The organism is Streptomyces sp. NPDC001508 (assembly GCF_040298665.1).
Taxonomy (GTDB): domain Bacteria; phylum Actinomycetota; class Actinomycetes; order Streptomycetales; family Streptomycetaceae; genus Streptomyces.
In genome coordinates this window covers 36,874-55,398 of record NZ_JBEPAP010000039.1, presented here as the reverse complement: position 1 = coordinate 55,398, position 18,525 = coordinate 36,874, and the positions used below count along the sequence as shown (strand labels likewise).

Below are 18,525 nucleotides of genomic sequence, written 5' to 3'. Positions count from 1 at the left end.
ACGTCGGCTACTTGCAATCGGGCTCACGGCGAGTGCGGTGACCGGAGGCTCGCTCGGGCTACTGGGCGCACCGCATGCCTTCGCGGCACCGGCCTCGGACGGTTTCGAGTGCGACGGCCAGATCTTCCAGTCGGCCGGCTCCACCAGCTCGGTCAAGCTCTACACGGGTACGGTCGGGCCGGGCACCGTGTCGTTCTCGCCGCTCGGCCCAACGGGTCCCGGCTACAACGCCATCGGGGTGGACCCCGACACGCAGTACATCTTCGCGATGCGCCGCGACAACAACCACCTCCTGCAGATCAACAACACCGGCGCGGTGAAGGATCTCGGCCCGATCGCCGGCCTGCCGTCCACCGCGAACTACTACATCGGCGGTTTCGACAAGGCGGGCGACTTCTACATCGCCGGCAACGGGACCCCGCTGTACAAGGTCGACACGAAGCAGCGCAAGGTCGTCTCCGAGACGAAGCTCAGCGCCCCGCTGGGCGGGGGCGTCGGTGACATCACGTACGCCTCCGGCTTCTTCTGGAGCGCGACGATCGACGGTGTCATCCAGCGCATCAACCCCACGACGGGGAAGGTCGACAACTTCTCCGGCATGGTGCCGGCCGCCAAGCAGGGCTACGGCGGTGCCATCACCTACGGCAACAACGACCTGGGCTTCTTCGACAACGGCGGGACCCTCTACCGCATCGCCGTGCAGAACCCGGGCAACGCGGCCCCCACGTTCACGCTCGTGTCCTCGCAGGAAGCGGCCGCGGCCAGCGCCGTCGACGCGGCGGCGTGCTTCGTGGCGCGTGCGGACCTTGAGGTGGTCAAGGTCGGACCGCTGAAGGTCAACCAGGGTGATCCGGTCGAATACACGATCACGGTGATGAACAACGGTCCGGCGGATTCCTCGGGCTGGACGGTCAACGACACCCTGCCGGCCGGGCTCCAGAACCCCAGCACCCCCACCCCGGGCTGCACCATCGACGGCTCGCAACTGTCCTGCACCGGCGGGGCCCTGGCCGTGGGCAAGAGCGCCACCATCACGGTCAAGGGCACGGCGCCCGTCCCCGGCGGTGTCACGCTGGACAACGTCGCCACCGTCCGCGGCAACGACCCCGACCCCAAGCCGGAGAACAACACCTCCAAGACGACCACCGAGGTCGACGTCCCGCTCATCGACCCGGCCGTGGGCACGGCCACCGCCGCGGGCCTGGGCGCCCTCGGCACCGTCATCCTGCGCCGTCGGCGCAACACCGGCGGGGAAGAGCGGTAAAAGCGACCTGCCGGTGATGCGCAGGTAACCTTTTCGGGGGCGGAAGGAACCCGTGTCCGAGGCGGTCGGAGCGAAGCAATGAAGCTTTCTCTCCGACCGCCGGGGCATGGGCGGACCACCGCCCCCTCTTCATTTCCCAACAACTGTTGCCGAGCACATCTATGCAGGCAGCAGTGGCTTTACCGGTCCCGAGAAGCAACACCGGGAACACCACACGCTATTGACATCCTGTCGATAGTGATGACATATCCATGACCTGTTTGCCGGTCGAAGAGAAGCTGAAGATTTCACTCGTAACTGCCGTGTCGGTAGCGCGTTGATCTGTTCATGAGGGTTTTCCGGGCGAGGCTCCGAAGGTGGCCGAGCCGCACTCCGACATCAGCGAACCGCGGTTCCGCGCGCTCGTTGACGTATCGGCGCTGCGCGGTTCGGCGAACTCGGGCACCTGCTCACATCAGGTCGTCCGGAGGGGAGACAACCGCGGTGGGCCGAGCCGCACGCGTCGAACACGCCGCGGGGACACGGGAGATGATCCTGACGACGGCCGAGCGGCTGTTCGCCGAGCGCAGGGTGCCCGCGTTCGCTCACCGCCAGGGCGGCGAGCCACCGGCGTGGGGCGCCGCCGACCACCGCTTCGGCTCCAAGGCCGGCCTGGTGCGCGCGATCGTCCGCACCCACAACGAGCACATCGAGGGGATCCGCGTGCGCATGCTGGCCGAGACCGGCGACTCCGGGGACGTACGGGACTGGGTGGCCTGCCTTGTGCGACCGGTCACCGAGCATCTGACCGCCCTGGGCAGTCCCAGCTGGTACGCCCGGTTCTGCGCCCAAGTGATGATCGATCCCGCGCTGCGCGGCATCGCGGACCAGGAGTTACGCCACTCCCCCGCGCTGCGGCGCATCCTCGAAGGACTGCGCCGCTGCCGCGCGGATCTGCCGTCCGAGGTGCGCACCGAGCGCACCGGCATGGCTCTCCAGCTGATCGTGCACATGTGCGCGGAGCGGGAGGGCGCTTTGGCCGGTAACTCGCCCTCGTCCTGCCCGAGTTGGCACGACACCACCACCGGGCTGATCGACGCGATCGTCGGCCTGTGGCTGGCCCCTGTATCGAACCGCTTCTGACGGGTCGCCCGTTGCCGGAACCGGGGAAGCCCCCACCGGCAGGCCCACCGGTTTCCGCCCCTCCTCTGGAGTCGGACACCCCCATCGATCAACGCATGCGCACCGGGAGGAAAGGCATGAGAGAGACCACGAAGGACGCGAGAGGGAAGAGCTTCAAGGGCAAGCCGGAGACCGGCGTCGGCCACTACATGGCCGCCGTGGCGGAGCGGCTTCTCGCCGACGGCCTGCCTGTCGCGTCCATTTATGCCTATGCCACCGACGACGAGAGCATGATCGATGACAACGATATCGAGGGAAGTATCCACTTCACCAAGGCCTTTCAGCTGAGTCTCAACGGTCCGGCGGAATCCTTCCTGCACTGGGTCGGTACGTCGGGCTGGTGTTACCGCACCATCAACGGGCCGACGGGCGCCGATTCCCCTTCCGACCACGCCCGCTGGCTCAACGCGGGTCTGCTGCCCTCTCCCGACCGGGTGGCCGCTTTCGTCTCCGCCGTGCGTGTCGACCCGGACGCGGCCGGAAGCGGTGAGCGTCCGCACTATCGGACCCCCTGTGACCAACTCAACGAGCTTGCGGCCGGTTTCGGAAGGTTCGCGCCCGGAGCCGGGCACACCCCGCTCGCCCAGGCCGACTACGAGCACCGCTTTGTCGAGGCACAGGGCGCCGCATACCGCGACCGGGCCCTGAGGGCGCTGGCCTCCGGGGACGACCGGGTTCTCTTCCTGCCCATCCGGCACAGTGAACTGCGCGCCCTGTGGGACCTGTTGGAGTACACCGAAGTCATCGCACCCCTGACCGGACCCCACGATCTGGCCCAGAGCCTCGCGCAGGATCTGACGCTGCGGACCCCGGGAGACCACCGCAGCGTGCAACGGCACTTCCGGGCGCGTCTCCTCGCCGTCGAGCAGGGAGACCACCACGACCAGCACATGTAGCCGCAGGTGGTAGGGGCGGGCCGGCTCCAGGACGCGGCGGGCCGGACGGGAGATCCCTCGTCCTCCGTGCACGCCCTGCCTTGCTGCCGCGGCCCCCGGCGCCGCGGCAGTTGGGCATATTGCGCTGCCTTTCTAGAAGTCCCAGATCAGGTCCGGTTTCAGCAGCAGGAGCCGCAGGTTCTCCGTGCCCACACGCACCCGGTGGGAGGCGATCCGGTCTTTCTGGCTGTTGTTGCGCAGGATCGCGTCGGCCTGGAGCAGGGCGTCGGGCAGGGAACGGTCGACATAGCAGTTGACCCGGGAGTCGCCGCTGGCCTTGAGCAGCATGTTGAGGTTCTTGGTGGTGATGCCCAGGGCCGGTCCTCGCCTGGGGAGCCAGTAGGCGGCGGGCCCCTTGCCCTCCCAGCCGCTGCCGTCCCGCTTCTGGACCAGGCCCTGGTCCTGTTCCACCTGACCGGACACCGCGGGACGTACGACGCCTTTCTCGTCCCGGATGTGCAGCCGCCCACGGGAGAAGGCCCTGCGCAGGACCTCCCCCACGGCGGTGGCCACTCCGTCCTGGGCGGTGCTCTGCGCGTCCATGCGGGCGGCCTGCCGGGCGAGCGAGGCGGCGAGCGGAGCGGCCACGACATCGACCAGGCCGGCCATGTCCGTGTCCGTGACCGCGGCGACCAGACCGAGGCCGGACAGCATGGCGGCCGCGGCGGTGATGACGCCGTCCATCGTGTCGCCCGGCTCCGGCAGCACCGCGTCCACATGCGGGCTGAGGTGTTCGAGTGCCCGCTTCTCCAGCTCCGCGAGATGGCTGTCGGCGTCCGGCAGGGCGTGGAGATGGGCGATGATCCGGTCGCCGAGGGTGCGCAGCGGGACGGTGAGGCTCTGACCGCCGCCGGATTTGTACCAGCGCCAGTCGACCTCGCCGCCGTCCCGCGACAGATAGATGACCACCGAGCGCCGGTACAGGGATTCCTGCATGCTCGGGGGCAGCATCTGGGCGGCGATGACGGGAATGGAACGGATGCGGTTGGCCGGCCTGGCCGTCAGATCGCGGTTGCGCCGCCCCTTGATCTCCGTCGCGTTCCCCGCCGCGCGGATCACGAGTTCCAGCTTCTTCTCCATGTCGCGCATCTGAGCGGCGGACGAGGAGCGGGTGAGGGGAATGTCATCGAGCAGGGTCGGCATGTCCCCTTCGAAGTCGAGTGCGCACTCGATGTCCGTGGCGGTGCTGCTCATGCCCTTGGTCGGCACCGGGGGCCAGGCATGGGGCCGTGATGTGAGAAGCAGACTGCGTGCGGTGTTGGCGGCTGACGTCTTGCCCGAGTTGGGTGCGGCGTCGAGCACGAAGGCCGCCGAGACCGGGCGCAGCGAGTACGCGAGGGAACGGGCGCCGACCGCCAGGGCCATCAGCGAGGCCCAGCCGTGGCCGGCGATGTCGTCGACCGCTCGGCGGCACTCCTCGTCCGTGGCGGTGCGCTCCAGGGGGGCGGCGGCCTGCCGCAGGGGTTCCGGGGCGCCGATGACGCGTACGGAGCCGCTGGGGGGGTAGCTGCGGCCGTCCGCGTACACGTAGGTCAGGCCCGCGGTCGGCAGGCGGTGCCAGCCGGTGTGCGCCACCACCGGGGTACGGGGCAGGCGTTTGCCCTGGTCGGTGATGATGTTGATGAGGACCTCGCGGATGGCGCGGGAGGCGGCGCCGCTGTCGTCGCTGAAGTCGTTCCAGCCGTCGGCGGTGCGCAGGTCCGAGAGGCTCTTGGTGAGGGTGTCCGCTCCGATGGTGATCGTGTAGTAGCGGCCGGCGGACTTGCCGTCCTCGCCGATCAGCACCAGGCGTTCGGAGACGTAGGGCGCCCAGTCCAGGACGACGTCCCAGCCTCCGTCCTTGCCGCGGTTGGCCTTCCAGACCGTGCCGTGGTCCTCATGGGCCTCGTAGTACCAGCCGGCGGATCCGATGACCGGACGGCCCGGAGGTGTCTCGGATTCGGGATCCCCCGCTTCTTCCCGGGCCGGGGGGAAGTGGTCCGGGCCGCCCTGCTCGACCCGCTCTCGCCTGCCCCGCCCGTAGGCGTCGTGCGCCGCCGCGGGTACGGCGGCGGCGAAGGTCTCGACGGTCACCGGTCCTCCTCCCCGAAGACGACCTGGGGAAGCTGTCGGGCCTGCTGCTGGACGATGTCGGCCAGGACGTCCTTGAGGGCGAGGCTCTCCCAGATGTCGATGCCCGTGAACTGCTCCCAGCCCTTTCCGTCCGGGAGGTCGCGGTCGCAGAGCAGGGCCAGCTGACGGTTTACCCGCACCACATAATGGTGCCGGTGGCACGTGCCTTCGGCGTCCAATGCGGCGAGCCTGGCGAGAACTTCCGGGCACCAGGCGAGGACTTGCACCAGCTGCCCTCCGGACCGGTTCCAGACGCCGGACTTCTGACGCTCCGTCGAAACCGTGTACCACCAGTCGTGACGGCCGGTAACGGCCGTCATCGCGGGCCCAGTTCCTGTGCCCTGGTGGCGAGATGCCGTGAACGTGAGGTTGAGGAGACTTGGGTGTCCGCCCCCCCGAATTGCCGCAGACATGGGTATTCTCTTTCCCCTAGCAGTGGTTCGTCACCTTTGGGGCCGATGAGCGAACATGGGCCCGCCGGGCGAACTATCTGTGGACACCGGCCCGGATGCTTCTTTGGCTGAGGTGCGTCGGGCCGGTGTCTTCCTACCTAGGCAATTGCCGTTGTGTCAGTGCTTTCTTCATCGAATCTGGCGCGCATGATCTCCCACACCAGGGCCTGAAGCTCCTGTGCCGCCCTGATGACCGCTTGCGGGTCCTCGGCGATGCAGCGCGCGGAGCGTTCGGTCAGGAGTCCGACAGACATCGCGGCCGCCATGCGCCTGCCGTTCTCCTCGGAGATCCCTCTGCGGACTCCGTGCCCCGGCACTCCGGCGGTCGTCGCCACCGAAGCAACCGTGGGGCGGGTGACCGTACCTGACATCCGGGCGATTTCCCCTGATGTGAGGCCTGGGCGTCGGTCAGGACCCCGGTGCGATGGGCTCCCCAAGGCTTCCCCCTCAAGTCGGTGTGGAAAATTGAGCAGCCATCAACTTACCCCGCACGTGGCAACGACGGGTCCCGCCCACGGGGTTTCGCAACCAAGTTCACCGTATCGGGTAATACACCCTCCAGGGTGATTTACTCGTCAACACATCGCCGATCTCTTTCCGTCAAAATCAGACAAACGTACTGCGATATTCGCCTGCGGTATCCGATCTTGAACCTCGAATCTTTTGACCTGGGCGTGCGGTCGCCGGGAGCGTTCCCCGAACCGGCGGGGAGTATGTGACGAAACGGCAGTGAGTATGTGCCCATGCGCGGCATTCGGACGCTCTCGCCCAGGGGCGTATGCGCCGGCGCCGCGCGCCGTCATACTGAACGGAATACAATATTCCGGCTGTTGCCTGGGACTCCACCTTCGTATGCCGCATGTGACATATCACTGTGGAACGAAAGTGTCGCCGCGCATTCCCTTTTCAGATCGCCGAGTCGACGGCGGGAGCCAAGAGGACCCCACGGTCACCAGCGGCGCAGCGGCGTAGCCCCGAGCCGGCGGGCGTATGCGCCCACGGCTCGGGAGAATCATCGTGAGTAGGAGTGGAGGGATTCGAACCCTCACGCCACAGGACACCGGGACTTGAATCCGGCGCGTCTTCCAGTTCCGCCACACTCCCCAACGGGCGCCCAGAATACCCTTTCTCCGGAGGCCCTGCGACACGCGGCCGAGCCGTCACCGCATTTACCCGATCGTAGGCAAAACAGCGGTTCGGCTCCGCTCTGCGGGAGCCAATTGCCGGTACGCGCGGACCAGGTGCGGAACTTTAACGCTGCGGGGTCCCCTGCCGCGCCATGGCAGGGGATCCCGGCGTTCTCTCCGAGACAACGCCGACGGCGTACTCAGGAAACCGCACATACACCGAACGAGTGGTGAGCGCGCGGCAATACGGCCGGTACGGCAGTGCGGATCGAAAAGACGTCAACCTGCGTTGCCGTCCCGCGTCATAACCCTTCTCACAGGGCCTCTTTCACTACAGGCTGCCGAAGGCCGTGCCACGGCCCGGGTGCTCTGCATGGCTTCTTGAGCGAGTACAGACACGCAGCCTGCCCAGGAAGCGTCCAACCAGATCTGGAGACAATCCGTGCGCAAGATGATGACGGCTGCCGTCCTTGGGGCATCCTCCGCCTCGCTGGTCCTGGCCAGTGCTCTGGGCGCTGCCGCAGCGCCCGCCGCCCCCGAAGACTCGGGCACCGGCTCGACCCTGTCGGGCAGCCTGCTCCAGCTGCCGCTGAACATTCCGGTCACGGTGTGCGGGAACACCATCAGCATCCTCGGCCTGGAGCCGCTGTCGTCCGGCAGTGACAACGGGTGCAAGCACGCGGCCCAGCCGCAGGAGACCGTCCCGGTCGGCGGTGTCGCCGGTGGCGGTGCCGACGGCGGTGCGCTCGGCGGTGTCGCCGGTGGCGTGGCCGACGGCGGTGCGCTCGGCGATGTCGCCGGTGGCGTGGCCGACGCTCTGCCGGGCACCGGGGCGGCCCCGGCCCCGGACGACCTCTTCCTGTTCTAGAACGACCGCGCACCAGCGCGTCCTGACGTCCTGCCGCCGCTCGCGGCAGGCGTCTGACGCATGCCTGACCGCGCCTTCCCGCCGTCGCCGCCGGAGCACGGGTTCCCGTGTTGTGCGACATGCGGGCTCATGGGCGCGGTGAGACACGAAGTTCCGCCGGGGCGGGGGTATCGGCCCTCGCCCCGGTCGTGTGCGGTGCGGCACGCCCGGACCCGGCATCTGCCCCGCGCATGCCACCGCCGTCCGACAGGGGTCCCGGGGGTGCCGGCCGTCCCCCCGTACCAGTCGGACGAATGAGGACGCTCGGATGACCACCACTGACCGGGCCGCGCCCTCCCACGACCGGCGCCCGGCCGATCCGCACCGCCGCGACAGAGGAGCGGCACGGCGGCGCAGGGGAAGCCGGCTGCGGTCAGCGCTGTTCATCGCGCTGACCTTGATGGTGCTCGGCACCGTCTGCGTGGGCTGGATCCAGCTGAGGCTGAACGGGAACATCAGGACCTTCGACGGGAACGGACTGTCCGAGGACCGCCCCGACGCCGCTTCCTCCAAGGGTGAGAACGTTCTGGTCATCGGCTCCGACGCGCGCAATGAGGGCAACAGCGCGCTGGGCGGCGGCCACACGGACGACACGGGCCGCTCCGACACCGTGCTGCTCGTGCACATTCCCGCCGATCGCAGGCACGCGGTCGCCGTGTCGATCCCGCGGGACACACTGGTCACCATTCCCCCGTGCCGGCTGCCCGGCGGCGAGTGGACGAAGACGCAGACGAACGCCATGTTCAACGCGGCCTTCTCGGTCGGGCAGACCAAGAAGGGCAACCCGGCCTGCACCCAGAACACCGTGGAGAAGCTGACCGGACTACGCGTGGACCACACCGTGGTCGTCGATTTCAAGGGCTTCGCGGCGGTGACGGACGTGGTCGGCGGGGTGCGGGTGTGTCTGCCGAACGACGTCTACGAGAAGGACCTCGACCCCAACCTCGCCACCCAGGGCGAGTTGCTGTTCAAGAAGGGCGAGCAGACCGTCTCCGGGCAGCGGGCCCTGGACTACGTCCGCATCCGGCACGGCATCGGCGACGGCTCCGACATGGGGCGGATCAAACGTCAGCAGGCGTTCGTCGCCGGTCTCGTCAAGAAGGTCAAGAGCGACGGGCTCACCCCGGCCAGGCTGCTGCCGCTGGCGGACGCCGTCACCAGGTCGATGACCGTCGATCCGGGCCTCGGTACCGCGCACAAGCTGATCTCGTTCCTGATGTCGCTGAAGGACATCGACCTGCACGACACCAAGTTCGTCACGGTTCCCTGGCGTTACCAGGGGGCGCGCGTCGCGATCGTCCAGCCGGCCGCCGACCGGCTGTGGGCCGCGCTCAAGGCGGACCGTCCCATCGAGGGCCTGGCCGCCGACGGCGGTAGGGAGACGGCGACGACGGGTTCGAGTCCCGGCTCGCCGAGCGCCGCTGACACCGTCGTAGCAGAGGGCATCAGCGTCGCCGTCTACAACGGCACCGACGCCTCCGGCCTGGCCGCGACCGCCGCCGCGAGACTCACCGAACGCGGCTTCACCGTCACCGGCACCGCGAACGCCCGCAGCCAGGACCACGCCACCACCGTGATCCAGTACGGCACGGGCCTGGAGTCCCAGGCCCGGACGGTCGCCGGGCTCTTCCCCGGGGCCCGGCTCCAGTCAATCGGCGCGCTGGGCATCAACGTGATCCTGGGCCGGTCCTACGCGGAGCACGCCCCGGCCTCCGGGCCCGCCCCGGTGACCGGTGACATCCGGTCCGCCGATGACGATCCGTGCTCCGACCTGTCGTACGGCTGACCGCCGCACGGCCCCCCTGCCCGGGCCGTCCCGCTCACGCTCCGCCCACGAGGGAGGCCAGGCCGCGGTCGACGGCCAGGTCGATGTTCTCCTTCCCGAGGGCCACGGCGGCGAACGTGCGCCGCAGGAAGCGGCGCAGGGCATATGTGTCGAACTGGATCAGCGCCAGACCCTCCGGCGCGTGGAACTCCACGACCGTATGGGCCCGGCCGCACGGCCAGATGTGCACATCACCATGACCGGCCGGCGCCGCCAGCCCTTCCTTCAGCAGTTCACGCGAGAAGGTCCAGGTGACGTCGGTGCCGCTGAGCGAGACTTCGGGCGGAAAACCGATGTGGACGGCGAACGGGTCTCCCGAGGTGTACCGCAGCGTGGCCGACACGGGCAGCTCCTGGCTCTCCGAGGTGATCAGTCGGGCGCGGGCGGGCTGCTCGATGGTGATGTCCATGGGTGCTTCTCCACGTTGAGACCGACGCCGACGTATGCCGACGTTTCCTTAAGACCCGCGAAGGCGTCCCTTATTACGCGGAATCCGCAGAGACCAAACGTGATGCGCATCACTCGTATTGTCCGCCGTATGTCCATCCTCAAGATCACTGCACCGTACGGGCGACCTATCGTCATATAGTCGCCGCCGCGGCCTCTTCCTATTACGAGCGACCACCGGCACGTATCCCGGGAAGGGAAACCAGTGAACATTGCTGTCATGGGGCAGGGGCATGCCGGTCTGCCCCTGGCCATGGCCGCCGTCGAGGCAGGCCATCACGTGATCGGTTTCGAGCGCGACAAGCAGCGCCTTGAGCAGCTGCGCGGCGGCGTCTCCCCCGTCGAGGACGTCCCCGACAAGACGCTGGAGGCGGCCCTGAAGTCCGGCCGGTACCAGGCGACCCGCGAGGAGGAGTCGCTGGCCGACTTCGACATCGCCGTCATCGCCGTGCCCACACCGCCGACGGAGCGGGGAGCGGATCTCGGGGCCGTACGGGAGGCGGCGGAGAGCCTCGCGCGGCATGTACGCAAGGGCACCACGGTCATCCTCGAGTCCACCGCGCATCCCGGTACCACCCGCAAGATCGTGCGCCCGATCCTGGAGGCACTCTCGTGGATGCGGGCCGGGATCAGTTTCCATCTCGGGTACAGCCCGGCACGCGTCGAACCGGGCGATGAGCGCTGGACGTTCGCCAACACTCCGAAGATCGTCTCCGGGCTCACCGAGAAGTGCCGTGACCAGGTGGCGGCGTTCTACACCGGCATCACACAGAACGTGGTGCCGGCGAACAGCATCGAAGAGGCCGAGCTGGCCAAGGTGTTCGAGGACACCTTCCGGTATGTGAACACCGCCCTCGCCCACGAGCTGTGCCGAGTGGCGCACACATTGGACCTGGACGCCTGGCACACCCTCGACCTCGCTGGCTCGAACCCGGTCGGCTTCACGAAGTTCCGGCCGGGACCCGGAGCGGACGACCACGGCCTGCCGGTCGATCCGATGCACCTGAGCCAGCAGGACAAGGCAGGGCACAGGAAGGCGTTCCGGCTGGTCGAACTGGCCCGGGACATCAACGGGGCGCAGCCCGCCTATGTCGTCGACCGGATCCAGGACGCCCTCGGCACCCGGCACGACAAACCCCTCAAAGAGGCCCGTGTGCTGGCGCTCGGGCTCGCCACCCGCAGGATCGGCGGCGCCGGCTCCCACCGGTCGTCCGCCGCCGAGGTGGTCGCCGAACTGGAGCGCAGGGGCGCACTCGTCGACGTGGTGGATCCGCAGCTCACGGAGGGTGAACACCCGCTCCGCCCCCCGCTGCCGTACCGGGCCTACGACGCCGCCGTGCTGCTCACCGCGTACGACGGGTTCGACCTCGCGGCCGTCACCGCGGAGAGCGAGTACGTGCTGGACACGCGAGGCGTCATGCCGCAGGCTCCGCACATCGAACGGCTGTGAGCGCAAACCCCCGGGCTACTGCTTCGTCTCCCCCTGGGCGGCCCGCAGGCCGGCGAGGAGTTCGGCCTGCCCGGCCAGCACGCCGGACAGGATGGTCCGGGCCACCCGCAGCAGCTCCGCGACATGCGGGCTGGTCAGCGAGTAGTACACGGTCGAGCCCTCCTTGCGGGTCTTGACCAGGTTCGCCCGGCGCAGCACCGCGAGCTGCTGGGACAGATGCGCGGGCTCGATCCCCACCTCGGGCAGCATCTCGCCGACCGCGTGCTCACGCTCGCTCAAGAGCTCAAGGACGCGGATCCGCGCCGGATGACCGAGTGTCTTGAAGAACTCGGCTTTCAGCTGGTACAGCGGCGTACTCACCGCGCTGTCCCCTTCCCGTACCGGCAGCCCGGCCGCACCGGCCGGACGTCGGTCCCTCGTATCCACCCACTCGTCGACAGCATGAGGCCCATCCTCGCCTGCCGGCACGGCAGTACCCGAATCCGCGTCCGCCGGGCCGCCGGATCGCGGGGCGGCTCACAGGGGCAGTGTGACCCAGATGCTCTTGCCTCCTCTGTCGGCGTCCGTCCGTACATCCGCGGTGCCGTCCAGGCCGAGAGTGAGTTCCATGACGGTGGCCAGTCCCCCGGTGCCGCTGCCGGTCACCGACGTGTACAGGGCCGGCTGGTAGGGGTGGCGGTCGTGGACGGCGAAGGCCAGGCGGCCGGGGCCGGCCGCGTAGACCACCGTGACCTGCGGGGACACAGCGGCGGCGTGCCGGACGCTGTTGGTGACCAGCTCGCTCAGGATGAGCAGGGCCGGGCCTATGGCGGGGTGGCGCAGGCTGATGCCCCATTCCGTCCACGCCTGCTCGGCCGTCTCGCGCGCGAGACGGACCGCGTTCGGCTCGGCGGGCAGGGTGAGCACATGCCGGTGGAGCAGGTCGTGCGGCTGCATGGGGGTCTTTTCTCCGGGAAGGTCGGACACGAGCCGGCCGCCGCCGGGGGGCGGAAGCGGGTCACCGTCGTGGGGCAGAAGCCGGTCACCGCCGGCAGACGCGAGCCGGCCGCCGCCGTGGGGCAGAAGCCGGTCACCACCGTCGGACGGAAGCCGGTCACCACCGGCAGACGCGAGCCAGCCGCCGCCGTCGGGCAGAAGCCGACCACCGCCGGCGAGCGGAAGCGGGTCACCACCGGCAGACGCGAGCCAGCCGCCGCCGTCGGGCGGAAGCCGGTCACCACCGGCAGACGCGAGCCGGTCACCGCCGTGGGGCAGAAGCCGGTCACCGCCGGCGAGCGGAAGCCGGTCACCGCCATGGGGCAGAAGCCGGTCACCACCGTCGGACGGAAGCCGGTCACCACCGGCAGACGCGAGCCAGCCGCCGCCGGCGAGCGGAAGCCGGTCACCGTCGGTGGGCGGATGGGCAGGAACGGGGTGTGCGGGCCGTACGCCCGGCAGGCCGGGGTGCGCCGACCGTGGGCGGCGGCGTCCCGGACGGGTGGGCGTACGGCCTCCCGCACCCTCCGGGCGAGCCGGACGACGGGCTGCTCGCGTCGTGTGCCCATCACATGTGCTCACCGGGCTGGTTCCTCGTGCGAGGCGCCCGCCGGCCGGGCGGGCAGGACTCCGGTGCGCTCCAGATGGTCCCGGGCGGCCCGGATCGCGTCGGGGGTGGTGGCGTGGTCGCGGCCCTCGTGGCGCAGGGGTTCCAGTGCGCCGACGGAGTCGAGGACCCGGCGGTGGTCCGGCCGTATACCGGAGGCCAGGACGAGGATGCCGCGCCGTGTCAGCTTCTGCGCCGCGTCCTTGAGGACGAGGGCGCCGGTGGCGTCCATCGTCGAGACGCGCGACATCCGCAGGATGACCACCCGCACGTCGGCGACGTCCGTCAGTTCCAGCAGAAAGCGGTGGGCGGCGGCGAAGAACAGGGGCCCGTCGATCCGGTACGCCACGATGTGCTCGGCCAGCAGGGCGTGTTCCTCGGCCGAGTGGTCGCCGCGGTCGAGGGGCACCTGGTCGAGGCGGGCCTGCTTGGCCACGGCGCGCAACGCCAGGGCGCCCGCCACAGCCAGGCCGATGATGACCGCGTAGACCAGGTCGAGGACGAGCGTCGCGGCGGCGGTCAGCGTCAGGATCAGCGCGTCCGAGCGGGTCGATCGGGCCATCGCCTTCAGCGAGCCGACCTCGACCATGCGGATCGCCGTGGCCAGCAGCACACCCGCGAGCGCGGCCAGCGGGATCTTCGAGACCAGCGGGGCCGCCGCGAAGACGATCATGGCCAGGACGGCGGCGTGCGCGAGGGCGGCGAGCCGGGAGCCGGCGCCGGTACGGACGTTGACGGCGGTGCGGGCGATGGCGCCGGTGGCCGGTACGCCGCCGAAGAGCGGGGCCGCGATGTTGGCGAGGCCCTGCCCGAACAGTTCCCGGTCCGCGTCGTGCCGCTGCCCCACGGTCATGCCGTCGGCGACCGACGCGGACAGCAGTGACTCCAGCGCGGCCAGCGCGGCGACCGCCACGGCCGGGGCGAGCAGGGAACCCAGGGAGCCGAGGTCGAGGAAGGCGAGGGACGGCGCGGGCAGACCGGAGGGCAGGTCGCCGATCGGCTGGGCGGCGTGCAGGCCCGCGGTGTGCGCGACGACCGTCGCGGCGATCACGGCGACGATGGAGAACGGCACGGTCGGCCGCCATCGCGCGCCGGCCAGCATGACCGCGGCCACCGACACGGTGATGCCGACGGCGGTCCAGTTCGGTGTCCGGGCGAACTCCTCGACCGCACGCCAGGTGACGACCACGACCCGGTCGCCTTCGGGTTTGGGCACCCCCAGCGCGTTCGGCACCTGCTGCAGGCCGATCACACACGCGATGCCCAGGGTGAAGCCCTCCACCACCGGCGCGGGCACGTACTGCATGTACGTGCCGGCCCGCAGCACGGCCAGCGCGAGGAGCAGCACGCCCGCCATCAGGCCGACGGTCAGGACGCCGGTGGGCCCGTACTGGCCGACGATCGGCACCAGGACGACGGTCATCGCCCCGGTCGGCCCGGACACCTGGAGGTTCGAGCCGCCGAAGAGCGCGGCCACCGCACCGGCGACCACGGCGGTGGCCAGGCCCGCCTCGGCACCCAGCCCGGACGAGACCCCGAAGCCCAGCGCGAGCGGCAACGCCACGATCGCCACCGTCAGCCCGGCGACCATGTCACGCCGCGGATCGCGGCGCATGTCCACGAGATCGCCGCGGCCGGGCAGCAGCGGGGCGATCCGGCCCCGGGCACGGCCGAGACACCTCGTCATCGCGCGACGGCCCTCGGCCTGGTACGGCGGAACGGACACGTCGCCTCGACTTCCCTGACGAAACCCCACTTCGGGGCGCACACGGAGGGCCGCGCCCACGGCCATCTGCGGGTGCAGCGAACACAGCATCTAACCAATTGCTAAATTTAGCAATTGCTCATCAGCTCAGGGCCCGCAGCAGCTTTCGCAAGGAACTCAGGGCCCGCAGGTACCGCACGCCGGCGCCGCTCACTCGTTTCACTCGTTCTGTCGTCTGTCCTGTCGTCCGTGGACGAGGAGAGAGATCGCGTCATGGATGAGGCGGTCGCCGCCCTGCGCGGAGATCCGTCGGGTGCCGACGAGGACGGCGATGCCCTGCATGGTGGCGGCGAACAGCAGCGTGAGTCGGTACGGGTCCTGGGGTGCGATCTCGCCGGCCTCGGTGCCGCGGCGGATCAGGTCGCCGAAGGTCGCGAAGAGTCGTTCCGAGGCGACGCGCAGCCCTTCAGGGGCGTCGCCGTTCTTCGCGGTGAACATCAGGTCCAGGAGTGCGGCGTCGGTGACGGCGAAGCGCACATACGCGGTCGCGACGGCGCGGAAGCGCTGCTCGTAGCCCTTGGCGTCGGAAGCGATCACCGCTTCCAGTGCGTCGGCCAGGCGATTGAAGCCGCGCTCCGCGAGCGCGTCGAGGAGTGCCTGCCGGTCGACGAAGTGGCTGCGTGGTGCGCCATGGCTGACGCCGGCCCGACGCGCCAGCTCACGCAGTGACAGCGCTTCGATGCCGCCCTCGCGCAGGGTGCGCTCGGCCTGGTCGAGCAGGACGGCTCGTAGGTTCCCGTGGTGGAAGGGCCTGTCGTTCACTCGCTCATCCTATCCAGAACTAGGCATTGACTAGTTTCTAGGCAGTGCCTACTCTCGCTGTCATGAAAGCCCATGACGATGTCTCCCCCACTCCCGATCTGACCGGCAAGACAGCCATCGTGACCGGCGCGAACAGCGGAATCGGTCTCGCCACCGCCCAGGCCCTGGCCGGATACGGCGCACACGTCGTCTTCGCGGTGCGTGACACGGTGAAGGGCGAGCGAGCCGCCGCGACGCCCGGTGACACCGAGGTGCGGCGGCTGGACCTGGCCGACCTGGCGTCGATCCGCCGCTTCGCCGCCGACTGGCGAGGGCCGATCCATCTGCTGATCAACAACGCCGGGATCTCGGCCCCCGAACTCGGCCGGACCGCGGACGGGTTCGAGCTGCAGTTCGGCACCAACCACCTCGGCCCGTTCGCCCTGACGAATCTGCTTCTGCCGCACATCACCGGACGGGTGGTGTCGCTGGCCTCACAGGCGGAACGGACGGGGCGGATCGATCTCGGCGATCTCAACTGGGAGCACACCCCCTACAAACAGTCCCGCGCCTACGCGACGTCGAAGCTCGCGAACGTGCTGTTCTCCGCCGAGTTGCAGCGTCGGCTCAGCGCCGCCGGGTCGAGCGTGCTCGCCGTCGCGGCGCACCCCGGCTTCGTCGCGACCCCCCTCTACGACCGGTCGACGGGCCCTGGCACGAGGCTGATGCTCCGCCTGCTCGCACAGGGCCCTGACGAGGGCGCCCTGCCGGTGCTGTACGCCGCGACCGGCGACGTCCCCGGTGACAGCTTCACCGGGCCGAAGCACTGGATGCACATGCGGGGCGGTGCCGAACTGATCGGCCGTTCCAAGACCGCGCAGGACTCGGAGCTGGCCCGGCGGCTCTGGGACGCCTCGGAGAAACTCACCGGCGTCTGCTTCAGCCTCTGACATCGCACGAGGGCGCCCGCGGTGTGCCGATCCGGCCGGCGGACCCTCAACTGTTCCCATGGTTGTTCCCGTGGTGGTCCCCGTGGCCTGCTCGAACGATGAGAGCGAGGTCTCCGTTCACGGGGATGTCGAAGGTCTCCGCGATCGTGCCCGCCGCTGTTCCCACGCGTGTACGCAGCAGGCGCAGTGCTTCGTGGAACGCGTCGAAGTCCCGCCGCGAGCGTGGGCGTCCAGTGCTGGTGAGGAACTGCCGCACCGCTGCCTGGATTTCGCGCAGACCGTCCCTCAGTTCCTCGGATGCGAAACAGAAGTACTGGCTCGTCGTCGAACCGACGAGGACGAAACTCACCTTCACCGGGTTGAGGCTCAAGCGCTACACCACCGGCGGGATCATGCTCCGCGGCACCGGTACGGCCGACAGCCGCAGGGTCATCGGCGCCACCATCAACGCGATGAAGTTCACGAACATCGGCGGCGCCAACTCCGGTTTCGCGGCGGTCCACCTCAACTACGCCCGCAACACGACGATCAGGAACAACACCTTCAGCAACCTTGTGAACAGCGGCTGTCCCGGCTGCATGCACGGGGTGTACTTCGCCGAGCAGAGCAACAACAACACCGTCAGCGGCGGCACGTTCTCCGAGATCTCCGGGGACGCGATCCGGGCGGCCGACTACAGCAACGACAACAAGGTACGCGGTGGCAGCTACAGCAGGACCGGCACCAAGGCGGTCTTCTCGGCATGGCGGCTCGCGCGCAACACCAAGTGCTCGCACGGCAATGTCTTCTACACCACGGCCAAGACCTCCAAAAGCTACAAGGGCGCGACCATCCCCACCGTCCTGGACGGAGCCGACGACCGCACGAAGCCCCCGTGCACTCCACGCGCCGTCGTACGCAAGAACCCCTGACCCGGCCACCGTCCCACGGAGCACCACCGCACCGGACGTCGGTCGCGGAACAGACCCTGGACGCCTTCCCGGCCGCGGACCTCGCCGACGAGGCGGTTGCCGAGGCCGGCGAACTCCGGTCGTAGGCTCCCCTGTTGTCGCTCAGCCTGTGAAGCAATCCGCGTCGACCATGCGCTTCCCCGGCCTTGGGCGCATCATCGATCCCGGGGCAGGGCTCATGGGACTTGGCTGCGCGAGGAGGGTGTGTGCGCATGGGCGAGGGATGGTCCGCGCTGGTGGTGGCCCTTGTGGGGGTCGGGGGGACGCTCGGTGCGGCCCTTCTGACGCAGAGCCGGGCCGACCGGACGAAGCGGATGGAGCTGGAAGCGGCCCATGCGCAGAGGCGAGAGGAGCTTCGGCACGCGGAGGAGCTTCGGCAGGCGGAGCGCGCCGAGCAGAAGGCGCAGGCGCTGGTCGAACTGCTCCGCTCCTGCTACACCTCGCTGAACACCGCCTCACGGCAGTACATGACCGTTCAGGTCAACCTCCTGCACGCGCTGCGGAACGACACGGGAGTCGGCCTTTGCCTGGAGCAGCTCGAAGCCGGCCGCGCGGCCCAGCGGGACAGCTATGCGCAGGCCGAGATGGTGGTACCCGACGAGGTGCTGGCGGCGGCCACAGCGGCCGGCCACCGGCTGAACTCGGGCTACGCACTGCTCAAGCGCGTATCCGCGACCACTCCGTACGATCAGGAGGAACTGAGCGCTTTCGCGGCCGGAGTCGACGACTCGTGGCGCCAACTGGCCCTGATGCAGCACCGGATGCGCCAGGACCTGGGCGTCGGGAGCGGCATGCGGATCGAAGACGCCGACTGAGCCGCGGAGTTGCCCCCGACCCGGTACCGCTTCCGACGCCCG

Annotated in this window: 18 protein-coding genes and 1 tRNA gene; 9 read left to right on the top strand and 10 right to left on the bottom strand. The window is 69.4% G+C overall.

Going from position 1 to position 18,525, the window contains the following annotated elements; all coding sequences use genetic code 11:
• The first annotated feature begins 37 nt into the window (after positions 1-37).
• From ABT245_RS29265 to ABT245_RS29255, 3 genes are all read left to right on the top strand, one after another.
• A complete protein-coding gene (locus tag ABT245_RS29265; RefSeq protein ID WP_351738960.1) occupies positions 38-1,264 on the top strand; it encodes a DUF11 domain-containing protein in 1,227 nt (408 codons plus the stop codon).
• A 528-nt stretch (positions 1,265-1,792) separates the two neighbouring features.
• Complete coding sequence (locus ABT245_RS29260; RefSeq protein ID WP_351738958.1) at positions 1,793-2,386, top strand: TetR family transcriptional regulator; 594 nt, start codon at positions 1,793-1,795, stop codon at positions 2,384-2,386.
• Positions 2,387-2,502: 116 nt separating this feature from the next.
• Positions 2,503-3,321 (top strand): hypothetical protein, encoded by an 819-nt coding sequence (locus ABT245_RS29255; protein ID WP_351738955.1) that lies wholly within the window; start codon positions 2,503-2,505, stop codon positions 3,319-3,321.
• Positions 3,322-3,453: 132 nt separating this feature from the next.
• Here ABT245_RS29255 and ABT245_RS29250 read toward each other — a convergent pair whose 3' ends face one another.
• The 4 genes from ABT245_RS29250 to ABT245_RS29235 form a co-directional block, all read right to left on the bottom strand.
• Entirely contained in the window at positions 3,454-5,433 is a 1,980-nt protein-coding gene (locus ABT245_RS29250; protein WP_351738952.1) for a hypothetical protein, read from the bottom strand.
• Complete coding sequence (locus ABT245_RS29245) at positions 5,430-5,612, bottom strand: hypothetical protein (protein WP_351738949.1); 183 nt, start codon at positions 5,610-5,612, stop codon at positions 5,430-5,432. The genes ABT245_RS29250 and ABT245_RS29245 overlap by 4 nt, the downstream gene beginning before the upstream one ends.
• Positions 5,613-6,022: 410 nt before the next feature.
• Complete coding sequence (locus tag ABT245_RS29240) at positions 6,023-6,190, bottom strand: hypothetical protein (protein ID WP_351738946.1); 168 nt, start codon at positions 6,188-6,190, stop codon at positions 6,023-6,025.
• A gap of 756 nt (positions 6,191-6,946) precedes the next feature.
• A tRNA-Leu gene (locus tag ABT245_RS29235) sits at positions 6,947-7,028 on the bottom strand.
• 474 nt (positions 7,029-7,502) lie between these two features.
• Here ABT245_RS29235 and ABT245_RS29230 point away from each other — a divergent pair.
• Positions 7,503-7,919, top strand: a complete 417-nt coding sequence (locus tag ABT245_RS29230) for a chaplin family protein (protein WP_351739050.1) — start codon at positions 7,503-7,505, stop codon at positions 7,917-7,919.
• A 307-nt stretch (positions 7,920-8,226) separates the two neighbouring features.
• Complete coding sequence (locus tag ABT245_RS29225; RefSeq protein ID WP_351738943.1) at positions 8,227-9,744, top strand: LCP family protein; 1,518 nt, start codon at positions 8,227-8,229, stop codon at positions 9,742-9,744.
• A 34-nt stretch (positions 9,745-9,778) separates the two neighbouring features.
• Here ABT245_RS29225 and ABT245_RS29220 read toward each other — a convergent pair whose 3' ends face one another.
• Entirely contained in the window at positions 9,779-10,192 is a 414-nt protein-coding gene (locus tag ABT245_RS29220) for an SsgA family sporulation/cell division regulator (RefSeq protein WP_351738940.1), read from the bottom strand.
• Between the two features lie 258 nt (positions 10,193-10,450).
• On the opposite strand from ABT245_RS29220, the gene ABT245_RS29215 reads away from it, so the two are divergent.
• Entirely contained in the window at positions 10,451-11,680 is a 1,230-nt protein-coding gene (locus tag ABT245_RS29215) for a nucleotide sugar dehydrogenase (RefSeq protein WP_351738937.1), read from the top strand.
• Positions 11,681-11,695: 15 nt separating this feature from the next.
• Here ABT245_RS29215 and ABT245_RS29210 read toward each other — a convergent pair whose 3' ends face one another.
• The 4 genes from ABT245_RS29210 to ABT245_RS29195 form a co-directional block, all read right to left on the bottom strand.
• Entirely contained in the window at positions 11,696-12,040 is a 345-nt protein-coding gene (locus ABT245_RS29210; RefSeq protein WP_351738934.1) for an ArsR/SmtB family transcription factor, read from the bottom strand.
• 156 nt (positions 12,041-12,196) lie between these two features.
• Positions 12,197-12,616 (bottom strand): ATP-binding protein, encoded by a 420-nt coding sequence (locus tag ABT245_RS29205; protein ID WP_351738932.1) that lies wholly within the window; start codon positions 12,614-12,616, stop codon positions 12,197-12,199.
• Between the two features lie 617 nt (positions 12,617-13,233).
• Positions 13,234-14,949, bottom strand: coding sequence for a SulP family inorganic anion transporter (locus tag ABT245_RS29200; protein ID WP_351739048.1), 1,716 nt, complete (start codon positions 14,947-14,949; stop codon positions 13,234-13,236).
• A 237-nt stretch (positions 14,950-15,186) separates the two neighbouring features.
• Positions 15,187-15,789: a TetR/AcrR family transcriptional regulator gene (locus tag ABT245_RS29195; RefSeq protein WP_351738930.1), complete on the bottom strand. Its 603-nt coding sequence runs from the start codon at positions 15,787-15,789 to the stop codon at positions 15,187-15,189.
• Positions 15,790-15,851: 62 nt separating this feature from the next.
• Here ABT245_RS29195 and ABT245_RS29190 point away from each other — a divergent pair, with 62 nt between their 5' ends.
• Positions 15,852-16,718, top strand: coding sequence for an oxidoreductase (locus tag ABT245_RS29190; RefSeq protein ID WP_351738928.1), 867 nt, complete (start codon positions 15,852-15,854; stop codon positions 16,716-16,718).
• Positions 16,719-16,764: 46 nt separating this feature from the next.
• On the opposite strand, the gene ABT245_RS29185 is transcribed toward ABT245_RS29190, so the two are convergent.
• Positions 16,765-17,088, bottom strand: a complete 324-nt coding sequence (locus tag ABT245_RS29185; protein WP_351738925.1) for a DUF6650 family protein — start codon at positions 17,086-17,088, stop codon at positions 16,765-16,767.
• Between ABT245_RS29185 and ABT245_RS29180 the strand changes: the two genes are divergently transcribed.
• Both ABT245_RS29180 and ABT245_RS29175 read left to right on the top strand, forming a co-directional pair.
• A complete protein-coding gene (locus ABT245_RS29180; RefSeq protein WP_351738922.1) occupies positions 17,078-17,629 on the top strand; it encodes a right-handed parallel beta-helix repeat-containing protein in 552 nt (183 codons plus the stop codon). The two genes, ABT245_RS29185 and ABT245_RS29180, sit on opposite strands and share 11 nt — an antisense overlap.
• Positions 17,630-17,880: 251 nt before the next feature.
• Positions 17,881-18,483: a hypothetical protein gene (locus tag ABT245_RS29175; RefSeq protein ID WP_351738919.1), complete on the top strand. Its 603-nt coding sequence runs from the start codon at positions 17,881-17,883 to the stop codon at positions 18,481-18,483.
• Positions 18,484-18,525: the final 42 nt, after the last annotated feature.

Bases quoted from the DNA above. Each gene is read 5' to 3' on its own strand.
- ABT245_RS29215 (WP_351738937.1), top strand. From the start codon at position 10,451: ATGGGGCAGGGGCATGCCGGTCTGCCCCTGGCCATGGCCGCCGTCGAG.
- ABT245_RS29220 (WP_351738940.1), bottom strand. From the start codon at position 10,192: ATGGACATCACCATCGAGCAGCCCGCCCGCGCCCGACTGATCACCTCG.
- ABT245_RS29255 (WP_351738955.1), top strand. From the start codon at position 2,503: ATGAGAGAGACCACGAAGGACGCGAGAGGGAAGAGCTTCAAGGGCAAG.
- ABT245_RS29225 (WP_351738943.1), top strand. From the start codon at position 8,227: ATGACCACCACTGACCGGGCCGCGCCCTCCCACGACCGGCGCCCGGCC.
- ABT245_RS29190 (WP_351738928.1), top strand. From the start codon at position 15,852: ATGAAAGCCCATGACGATGTCTCCCCCACTCCCGATCTGACCGGCAAG.
- ABT245_RS29260 (WP_351738958.1), top strand. From the start codon at position 1,793: ATGATCCTGACGACGGCCGAGCGGCTGTTCGCCGAGCGCAGGGTGCCC.
- ABT245_RS29205 (WP_351738932.1), bottom strand. From the start codon at position 12,616: ATGCAGCCGCACGACCTGCTCCACCGGCATGTGCTCACCCTGCCCGCC.
- ABT245_RS29200 (WP_351739048.1), bottom strand. From the start codon at position 14,949: ATGACGAGGTGTCTCGGCCGTGCCCGGGGCCGGATCGCCCCGCTGCTG.
- ABT245_RS29240 (WP_351738946.1), bottom strand. From the start codon at position 6,190: ATGGCGGCCGCGATGTCTGTCGGACTCCTGACCGAACGCTCCGCGCGC.
- ABT245_RS29230 (WP_351739050.1), top strand. From the start codon at position 7,503: ATGATGACGGCTGCCGTCCTTGGGGCATCCTCCGCCTCGCTGGTCCTG.
- ABT245_RS29175 (WP_351738919.1), top strand. From the start codon at position 17,881: ATGGGCGAGGGATGGTCCGCGCTGGTGGTGGCCCTTGTGGGGGTCGGG.